The sequence below is a fragment of the Allopontixanthobacter sp. genome (assembly GCF_034376665.1).
Lineage (GTDB): Bacteria > Pseudomonadota > Alphaproteobacteria > Sphingomonadales > Sphingomonadaceae > Allopontixanthobacter.
Map to the genome: position 1 here is coordinate 1 of NZ_JAXMJI010000013.1, position 9,791 is coordinate 9,791.

Consider the following 9,791-nt stretch of genomic DNA (forward strand, 5'->3'; position numbering starts at 1 on the left):
CGTCTCACTTGGGTCTCAGCAGGAGTACCAAGGGATGCGATCTATCTCTTTTCCCAAGCAATCCAGAAAGCGAACATTGACGCCAGAGCACGAGTTACCGTGTCTAACGTCAATCAAGCAGCATCCGAAACCTTGACGATCAAACTCAGAGATTTGGAGCAAGATGCATCTGATCAAGCCCTAGGATTGAATGTGACCCTCGAAACAATTAAGGCTTTCTGCATTAAAGAAAAGCGTCAGAACGCATTTCTAATCGAAATCAACAATGATTCGCAACTATTTCGTAACGTTACCAGTTTGGTACAGCTTCGGTTATTGCACGTGATAAGTGAAGGAATCACCCCTCATGAGGCGGGAAGAAAGTATTTAGCCTTGATCTTGGATTATGGTTTGTACATCGGCATTCGCGCTGCCCAAAGTGTTGAACTGTTTAACAGATCATTTGACGATTCTTCATCTGCTGCTTTGAGAAAACTTCCGATACTTCGGGAATCTAAGAAATGAACCGAACAAGGCGCTTTTCAAGCGCACAGCAAACCGGCGAAGCAATCCCTACCTCCCCCCACACCACCAAACAGAAACACCGCCTCCCGAATTCCGGGGACAGTATACTCAATTCAGGCTCTGCTCGCTCAACCGGCTCCGCCCCCTCTGCGCCTCCGCGCCTCCGCGTCTCCGCGTGAAACACACTTTGGCCCGGCGATGGACACGCGCTATCAGCGCCGTACACCCACCCCCGGCCCCTCCCTCCAGGGAGGGGGGAAGGTTGGTTTCCGCAGACAGCAAACCTAATCCCCCCACGCCCACTCACTCCGGCGCCCGTGCCACAGTCTTGATCTCCACCAGCCCATTCGGCTCGTAAAGGCTCGACACGCCCAGCGCGGTCCAGGCTGGGAAGGGGGCTTTAATGTAGCGGTTCTTGACCACGACAAATTCATCCAGCTGTCCGGCGAGGTTGGGGTGGAAGGTGTCGGAAATCCCTCCCCACCTCTCCTCACCGGAATTCTCCAAATCAAAACCCTATCGGCCGATATGAAAACACCGCCCCCCAATGCGGGAGGCGGTGTTTCATGATTTGAAGTTAGCCGGCGGCGTCAGAAGGTCTTGCGGACGGTCACGCCGTAGGTTCTGGGCTGGCCGATATTGTAGCCGAGCCGGGCGCGGCCGCCGCGTTCGCGGTCGAAGGACAGCAGCGCGTTTTCATCGAACACATTGTTGACATAGGCCACGAAGGACAGGCCGGTGTCGAAATCGATACCCGCGCTCACATTGACCAGCTGGTAATCGGGCAGCAGCAGGTCGATGGTGGTCGCCGACCCCGCCGGTGCCCCGCCGAACGGCAGACCGTGGACGAAGGTCCGCGGGTTGTTTTCCTGATCGGCGGGCTGGGTGAAGCGGCTGCCGACGTGCTGGAACGATGCCGCGACATAGGCGTCGGTCCCGTCACCCACCGGCCATTCGTAACTGCCCGAGGCCGAAAGCTGGAATTTCGGCACCGATGGCAGGCGGTTGCCCTCGCGGATGCCGGTGGCCACCGTCAGCGCGCCTGGCAGGGTGGTATCGAACTCCGCCTCGATCACGCTGCCCGACAGCGACAGGTCAAGCCCCGGAACCGGGTTCAGGCCGAGTTCGAATTCGACGCCGGCGCTATGCGCCTCTTCCACGTTGAACACGATGCGGCTGGAACAGCTGCCCGCGTCCAGCGTCACCTGCAGATTGCTGATGTCGTTGTAGAATGCGCCCGCGTTGAAGGTAAAGCCGCGGCCCTGCGTCTTGATCCCCAATTCGTAGTTCCACAGCGTTTCGTCGTCGTAATTCTGGAAGCCCCCGAACAGCGCGAGATCCTGCGCGTTGCACAGCGGCGTGTTGAGCGGATCGTTGACGCCGCCGAGGCGGAAACCCTTCGCCGCCTGGGCGTTGACCGTCACATTGTCGCTCAGATCATAGCTGACCAGCAGGCGCGGGGTGAACCCGTTGGATTCCGTCTGGTCGACCACGCCCGCGTCACCATTGGCGAACAGGCCGCCCGTGGTGATGGTGCGCTCTTCCTCGAAATCGTAATAGCGCCCGCCCGCGGTCACGCTCAACGCGTCGGTCAGGTCGTAGGTGGCCTCGCCGAAGATCGCGAATTGCTTGATGTCATAGGGCAGGTCGGAATTGAACGGCGAATCGGGGCCAAACCCGTTGGCCACCGCGGCCGAAGTTCCCGCACCCAGCACCGCGTCGGTAAAGGCGTCGTAGCCCGGGGTCGGCAGGCGCTGTTCATACACGCGGTCGATCTTCGAATAGAAGCCGCCGATCACCCATTGCAGCGGTCCGGCACCATCCGATGCCAGGCGCAGTTCCTGGGTAAAGGTTTCGAGCTCGGTGGTGTCGCGCAGATTGGACGGCAGCAACACGCCGGCGTCGGGGAAACCCAGATCGACCGAGACCGACCCGCTGAGCGCGCTGGCATCGCGGCTGACCAGGATGCTCCGGTCGATATAGGACGTGACCGAGGTCAGTTCCACGGCGCCCAGCCCGAGCTTGATGGTCGCATCGGCGATCATGGTTTCGTCTTCGAACGCTTCGCGCAGCAGCAGGAATTGTTCGCGCTCGTCGAAATCGACCTGCGGCCTGGTGGTGGTGAACTGATTGCCGAACAGATTGTATTCTTCCTGCCGGTTGAACCCGTCGGCAGTTATCTTCTGATAGACGATCCGCGGGGTGATGCTCAGCGTGTCGCTGGGCTGGAACGTCACCGCCAGACGCCCGCCATAGCGTTCGCCGCTGTTGACGTCCTCCCCGCCGGCCGGGCCGATAGCGTTGACGAAACCGCCGTAGCGGGTGAAATAGCCCACGGCGCGCGCCGCAGCGTTATCGCCCAGGGGCAGGTTGATGGCGCCCTTCAGATGGCCGCCGATATCGTCGCCATCGACGAGGTTGAGATTGGCTTCGACGGTCCCTTCGACAGCCCCGAGGCGCGGCTGGTTGGTGATGTAGCGGATCGTGCCGCCGACCGATCCGGAACCGAACAGCGTCCCCTGCGGCCCGCGCAGGGTTTCGATGCGGTTGAGATCGAACAGATCGAGGTCGGGAGTGAACAGCGACAGCGAAATCACGCTTTCGTCCAGATACACGCCGACCTGTTCCTTCACGCCGGGCTGGTCGCGCACCACCTGACCCGCGGAAACGCCGCGCACGGACACCTGGCTCTGGCCGGGTCCGAGATTTTGTACCGACAGCCCGGCAACATTGCGCGACACATCCTCCAGCGTGACCGCGCCGGATTTCTGGATATCCTCAGCGGTTTGTGCGTTGATGGAGAACGGCACGTCTTGCAGCGTCTGGTCACGTTTCGTCGCGGTAACGACAATCTCGTTGCCCGTGAACACGGGTTCCGCCTGCTGAGCGTGAGCCTGGCTGGCAACTCCGAGTGAAGCGACGAGCGCCATGACGGAGGTGGACGAGATCGCAATTGCAGAGATTTTCATGATAGTTTCCTCCCAAAGGATAGTAGCGGATCGTTTGTTTTTCTCAGGCAGTCCTGCACAATACGATCTGGTTCCGCCGCCGCCAAGGATCGACAACCCTGCCAATCTTCGGTCTTCAACGGACCCACTGAGGCCCTAATAGTGTAATTTTTACTCTTTGCCATACTCCATCTATGTCGCCAAAGCTCTCAGCCGAAGTATTCCCAAGTTTTATGGAAAACCGCCGTGACACAGCTTTCCCTCGCCCACACCCCGCCAGCTCGCTCGGCTATGCTGCCCCTGCTATCGGCCGCGCTGATGGCGGGATGCGTCGGGGCGGCAGCGCCGGGGGCTGGCCACGCGGTTGCCAACCCGCAGGATGCCTTCTTCGATGCGCTCGCGTCGCATTGCGGGCGGGCCTATGCCGGCGCGCTGGTCTCGGATCAGGCAGCGGATGCAGATATGCGAGGACTGCCCATGGTGATGCATGTGCGCGAATGCAGCGACACGCGCATTGCGGTGCCGTTCCATGTCGGAAACGCCGATGGTAGCTGGGACCGCTCGCGCACCTGGCTGATCACGCGCACCGGTACCGGCCTGCGGCTGAAGCACGATCACCGGCATGAAGACGGTACGGCGGACGCGGTGACATTCTATGGCGGGGACACCGCGGCCCCCGGCACTGCGCGGGCGCAGGAATTTCCCGTCGATGGGGCAAGCATCGCGATGTTCAGGGCGAACGAACTGGCGGCTTCGGTCACCAATATCTGGCGGGTGGAGGTGGACTCGGCGGGCACGGCGGACGGGCGCTACGCCTATCAATTGCAGCGGGAGGGCCGGTTGTTCCGCGTGGAATTCGACCTCACCCGCCCTGTGCCCGCGCCCCCCGCGCCGTGGGGCCACGAATAGCGGTCACCACGACGGGGGTTAAATAACCGGGTTCATGCCCTCAGTCGTGTTCGCGGCCCCCGGCACCGATATACAGCTCGCTGCCGCCTTCGCGGTATTTCTCGCTCATTTCGCGCATCCCCGCTTCCGCGGCGGCCTTGCTGGCGGCGGCAGTATCCGCGCCCCATTTCTCCGCCGCGAGGAAGCCGTCGGCGGTCTGGTTCTGTTTCGCGGCGAAATCGCGCACTTCCTGGCTGATCTGCATCGAGCAGAATTTCGGCCCGCACATCGAACAGAAATGCGCCGATTTCGCGCCTTCGGCCGGCAGGGTCTGGTCGTGGTATTCCTCCGCCGTGTCGGGATCGAGGCTGAGGTTGAACTGGTCGCGCCAGCGGAATTCAAAGCGCGCGCGGGACAGCGCATCGTCGCGCATCTGGGATGCGGGATGTCCCTTCGCCAGATCCGCCGCATGGGCCGCCAGCTTGTAGGTGATGACGCCGACTTTCACGTCGTTGCGGTCCGGCAGGCCGAGGTGTTCCTTGGGCGTGACGTAGCAGAGCATCGCGGTGCCGTACCACCCGATCTGCGCCGCGCCGATGCCGCTGGTGATGTGATCATATCCCGGCGCAATATCGGTGACGAGCGGCCCGAGCGTATAGAATGGCGCTTCGCCGCAAACCTGCAACTGCTTTTCCATATTCTCCTTGATCTTGTGCATCGGGACATGGCCCGGCCCTTCGATCATCACCTGCACATCGGACTTCCATGCGCGGTGAGTCAGCTCGCCCAGAGTGTAAAGCTCCGCGAATTGCGCTTCGTCATTGGCGTCCGCGATGCTGCCGGGGCGCAGGCCATCACCCAGGCTGTAGGCGATGTCATAGGCCTTCATGATCTCGGTAATGTCGTCGAAATGTTCGTAGAGGAACGATTCCTTGTGATGCGCGAGGCACCATTTCGCCATGATGCTGCCGCCGCGGCTGACGATGCCGGTGACGCGCTTGGCCGCCATCGGGACATAGGGCAGGCGCACCCCGGCGTGGATGGTGAAGTAATCGACGCCCTGTTCCGCCTGTTCAATCAGCGTGTCGCGGAAGATTTCCCACGTCAGGTCTTCGGCCACGCCGCCGACCTTCTCCAGCGCCTGATAAATCGGCACGGTGCCGATCGGAACAGGACTGTTGCGGATGATCCATTCGCGGGTGTCGTGGATGTTGCGGCCGGTGGAAAGGTCCATCACCGTGTCCGCGCCCCAGCGGATCGACCAGACCATCTTGTCCACTTCGCTCGCCACATCGGATGCGACGGCGGAATTGCCGATATTGGCGTTGATCTTGACCAGGAAATTGCGGCCGATGGCCATCGGCTCGCATTCCGGGTGGTTGACGTTGGAAGGGATGATCGCCCGCCCGCGCGCCACTTCGTCCCGCACGAATTCAGGCGTAACGTTGAGCGGGATGGAAGCGCCGAAGCTCTCCCCGCCGGACGACGCTTCCCGCGCCATTTCGCGCCCGAGATTTTCCCGCGCCGCGACATATTCCATCTCCGGCGTGATGATGCCGCGGCGGGCATAATGCATCTGGCTGAGGTTCGCGCCCGATTTGGCGCGCAGCGGGCGGCGCAGCGCGGTCGGGAACGGAGGGACCCCGCCGCTGCGGTCCGGACCAAGCTGGCCGTTGTCTTCCGGCTTTACTTCGCGCGGGGCGTATTCCTCCACATCGCCGCGATCGAGCTGCCACTGGCGGCGTAGCGGGGCGAGGCCTGCCTTGATGTCGATCTGGACAGCGGGATCGGTATAGGGGCCGGAGGTGTCGTACACCCGCAGCGGCGGTTCGCCGCTGGAGGGCTCGAGGTCGATCTCGCGCATGGCCACGCCGAGGGGGCCGACATGGACCTTTCGGCTGCCGCGGATCGGACCGGTGGTAACCCCGATTTCAAGCTTGGAATTGATGTCGGCCATGCGCTTTGCTCCTTGGCGGCGGAGTAAGCGGGAAGCGGTTTTCTGGCGAGAACCGGCCCACTCCCTCCGCCCGTCCTAACGGGTTCAGGTTCGACGGGTCGGACGCTGCGAAACGTCCCTCTCAGCCTGCCTTGGATCGGCACACGGCTCCCCGGGGTATGGTTTAGGTGTTACGCCCTTCCACAAAGAATGGAAAGGGCCGGGGCTACCTCAGGCGACAATGCTTTGCCGTCCGGTGGTCAGCACTGCTAGCGCCGCAAGCAACGCAGCCGCGACACCGGCCGCGCCCGCCCAGGGGCCGATCTGCGTACCGATTGCCATCGCGACACCATTGAGCACGATCGCCGCCAGCCCGATCAGCGCTGCCAGGCCGCCGATCACCCGGGCCGCGATCGGTCCTTTCAGCAAGGCGAGGCCGAGGACCGTCGCGGCGATCCCGAACAGGAACTTGCCCGCGAAATAAAAGAAGAACGCCCCGGCCAGCACCGCCTGGAATGCGGGTGCCATGGCTTCTCCGCCCGCCCTCAGCGGACCAAACATTGCGAGGCCCATACCGGTCTGGATCACGTTGAACACGCCGCCTATTGCAAACGAGGCCCAGACAACAGGGGCACTGGCGCGGCGAGCCAGCGCGACCAGCGCGAAAAGCGCCATGACCGCGAATGCAATCGCTTCGACCGTCCATATAGCAGAGGATGCGATACCCAGCCCCGCGCTGCTTTTGATCACATAAAGCGCATGGGTTGCGACGCTGAAGAGAAGAGCAATTGCGGCGACCTGGCCGGCGTTGCGAGCCGAAATGTCCATTATGGTTTTCCTCTTTCTTTGTTTTGGGGGGCCTTTTACCCCGATCAGCCCTTTCGGTACGGCAACGGCGAAATTAGCGGCCCGAAATTACGGGATTGTCCAAAGGTGCGCGTGGATTAACGTTTGTCAATCCAGTCGTCGATCTTCTTTTCCAGCACCGGCATCGGCAGCGCCCCCGTGCCGAGCACCTGGGCATGGAATTCCTTGATGTCGAAATCGTCGCCCATGGCCGTTTCGGCTTTCCTGCGGAGTCGCTGGATCGTCAGCGCCCCCACCTTATAGGCCAGAGCCTGGGACGGGATCGCGATGTACCGTTCCACTTCGGCGGTCGCGTCGGTCAGGCCCATCGAGGAATTGTCGGTCATGTATTCGATCGCCTGCTCGCGGGACCACCCCTTGGCATGAAGCCCGGTATCGACGACGAGCCTCATCGCGCGCAGCATTTCATCGTCCAGTGTGCCCTGCCGCTGGTATGGATCTTCGAACAGACCCATTTCGTACCCGAGAGTTTCCGCATACAGCGCCCAGCCTTCGACATAGGCGGTGTTTCCACCGAACCGGACAAACGCCGGCAGCGCTTCGTTTTCCTGCGCCAGGCTGATCTGGAAATGGTGCCCCGGCGCGCCTTCATGCAGGTACAGCGTCGTGATACCGGGGGTCGTGCGGCTGGGCAGGTCATAGGCGTTGAAATAGAAGATGCCGGGCCGCGAACCGTCAGGAGCGCCCGACTGGTAGGACCCGCCCGCTTCGAATTTCTCCCGGAATTCCTCGTAGGGCCGGATTTCGAGCTTCGATTTGGGCACCAGCGAGAAGAATTCTGGCACCTTGGCATCGACGACCTTGCCGATGTCGTAATAGGCCTGCGTCAGTGCTTTCCGGCTGGCGGATTTGAACTGCGGATCGGTGCGGATGAAGTCGAAGAATTCCTTCAGCGTTCCGCCAAAGCCCACTTCGTCCTTGATCTGCTGCATCCCTTTCTGAATCCGCGCGACTTCGGACAAGCCCAGGGTATGGAGATAATCCGCGGTCAGCGGCAGCGTGGTCGTGCTCTCGATCAGCTGGGCGTAGAGCTTTTCGCCGCCCTTCATCTGGCCGAGGCCGACCGTAGTGCGCGCGGCGGGCAGATATTCATCCCGCAGGAAATCGCGCATCCGCTGGTTGGCGGCATACAACTCGCCGGTAACCTTGCGATATTCAGCCGTCAGGCGCGCCTTGTCAGCGGCGGAAAACGTGTCCGGCATGGTCCCGATGGGGGCCCAATAGGGCGATGTTTCGATCGGCATCGCCAACTGGGTATCCAGCTGCTCGATCACGTTGCGGATCGTCAGGCTGGTTTCGAGTACGCCCGAGGCCATCCCTTCGCGGAATTTGCCGATCGCGCGGTCGCTGATGGCAATGTAATCGCCATGGCGGCTCAGATTGTTGTCGTAATCCTCCAGCGTCTTGAACGGCGCGGCGCTTTGCCCGCTGGCGAAGGTCGGATAAAACGTATGGAAGCCGCTGAAATGGTTCACCGGGCGCACTTCGGTCAGCGCACGGATATCCTCGGCGTTGCCCTTCAGCGATTGTTCCTGATTATACCGGAAAACATCATAGGCAATCTGGTCGGTCGCGCTCAGTCTGGTGCGGTCGACACTTTCCAGCGCGGCCAGATTGGCGCGGGCGTTGGCGATATCCTGCCGGACATATTCCTCGGTCAGAAAATCGCCCAGACGGTCTGCATAGCGCATGTCGCCGCGGAACAGCGCGCTGACCGGGTTGAGCCGGAGATCGGCCTCGTCCGCGGCGGCAAAAATGGCGAACAGCGTGTCATGTTCGGCCGTCTGCGCATCCAGCCCGGCCTGGACTTGCTGCGTCGGCGGCGCGGTCGTAGCGCAGGCCGCGAGAGCAAGTGCGGCGGTCGACATCAGAGCGAGGCGGTAAATTTTCATGGATTTCCCTTGCGAATGCAGGCGCGCCGCGGTGTCCCTTCACCGCGAAGGCCTGCCAGATCATGGTTTGTGCGCCGTGTTAGTAGGTACAGACACACGCATCTGCCGCGGTTCGATGAAGCGGCTCAAGCGTTCGACCGGCGGCGCGATTATTCCACCACCGTGCCGCGCACCATGACCCAGCCGACATTTTCCAGCACCGTCGCATCCTGCAGCGGATTGCCCTTCACTGCGATGATGTCGGCGGAATAGCCCGGCGCGATACGGCCGATTTCTCCCTCCATGCCGAGCGCCTCGGCAGCCACCGTAGTGGCGCTGGCCAGCGCCTGGCGGCTGGACATGCCCTGCCCCATCATCAGACGGAATTCCTGCCCGTTGCGCCCGTGGTCGAACACGCCCGCATCGGTGCCGAAGGCAATTTTCACGCCGCCGCGCAGGGCCTTGCCCATGAACACTTTCGCGGTTTCGGCCACGGCGCGAACCTTGTCCTCGACCACCGGGGTGTAGATGCCCTGGCCCAATCGCTCGCTGATGCCCTGGAACGCCATCAGCGTGGGAACCAGGATGGTGCCCTCTTCCTTCATCGCCTTGATCGCGGCGTCATCCAGATAGGTGCCGTGTTCGATCGTATCGATGCCCGCCCGCGCCGCGGCTTCGATCCCGCGCGCGCCGTGGGCATGGGCCATGACTTTCAGCCCGAGCGAATGGGCGGTGTCGGCGATGCTCTTCATTTCCGCGTCGCTGAAATGCGCCTCC

General features: G+C 62.0%; 8 protein-coding genes and 1 riboswitch. Of the genes, 2 read left to right on the top strand and 6 right to left on the bottom strand.

Translation table 11 applies throughout. The features are described from left to right. A partial coding sequence (locus U0988_RS01145) for a hypothetical protein (protein WP_322290819.1) occupies nt 1-504 on the top strand: 504 nt, incomplete at its 5' end. A gap of 303 nt (nt 505-807) precedes the next feature. On the opposite strand, the gene U0988_RS01150 is transcribed toward U0988_RS01145, so the two are convergent. Both U0988_RS01150 and U0988_RS01155 read right to left on the bottom strand, forming a co-directional pair. Next, nucleotides 808-1,011 (bottom strand): hypothetical protein, encoded by a 204-nt coding sequence (locus tag U0988_RS01150; RefSeq protein ID WP_322290820.1) that lies wholly within the window; start codon nt 1,009-1,011, stop codon nt 808-810. An 83-nt stretch (nt 1,012-1,094) separates the two neighbouring features. After that, nucleotides 1,095-3,473: a TonB-dependent receptor gene (locus U0988_RS01155; protein ID WP_322290821.1), complete on the bottom strand. Its 2,379-nt coding sequence runs from the start codon at nt 3,471-3,473 to the stop codon at nt 1,095-1,097. Nucleotides 3,474-3,698: 225 nt separating this feature from the next. On the opposite strand from U0988_RS01155, the gene U0988_RS01160 reads away from it, so the two are divergent. After that, nucleotides 3,699-4,361: a hypothetical protein gene (locus tag U0988_RS01160; RefSeq protein WP_322290822.1), complete on the top strand. Its 663-nt coding sequence runs from the start codon at nt 3,699-3,701 to the stop codon at nt 4,359-4,361. Nucleotides 4,362-4,401: 40 nt separating this feature from the next. Here U0988_RS01160 and thiC read toward each other — a convergent pair whose 3' ends face one another. The 4 genes from thiC to U0988_RS01180 all read right to left on the bottom strand — a co-directional run. Continuing rightward, entirely contained in the window at nt 4,402-6,297 is a 1,896-nt protein-coding gene (gene thiC, locus U0988_RS01165) for a phosphomethylpyrimidine synthase ThiC (protein ID WP_322290823.1), read from the bottom strand. 42 nt (nt 6,298-6,339) lie between these two features. Then, nucleotides 6,340-6,461, bottom strand: a riboswitch (TPP riboswitch). Nucleotides 6,462-6,507: 46 nt separating this feature from the next. Continuing rightward, nucleotides 6,508-7,104, bottom strand: coding sequence for a hypothetical protein (locus tag U0988_RS01170; RefSeq protein WP_322290824.1), 597 nt, complete (start codon nt 7,102-7,104; stop codon nt 6,508-6,510). A gap of 116 nt (nt 7,105-7,220) precedes the next feature. Further along, nucleotides 7,221-9,035, bottom strand: a complete 1,815-nt coding sequence (locus U0988_RS01175; protein ID WP_322290825.1) for a DUF885 domain-containing protein — start codon at nt 9,033-9,035, stop codon at nt 7,221-7,223. A 149-nt stretch (nt 9,036-9,184) separates the two neighbouring features. Next, a partial coding sequence (locus U0988_RS01180; protein WP_322290826.1) for an amidohydrolase family protein occupies nt 9,185-9,791 on the bottom strand: 607 nt, incomplete at its 5' end.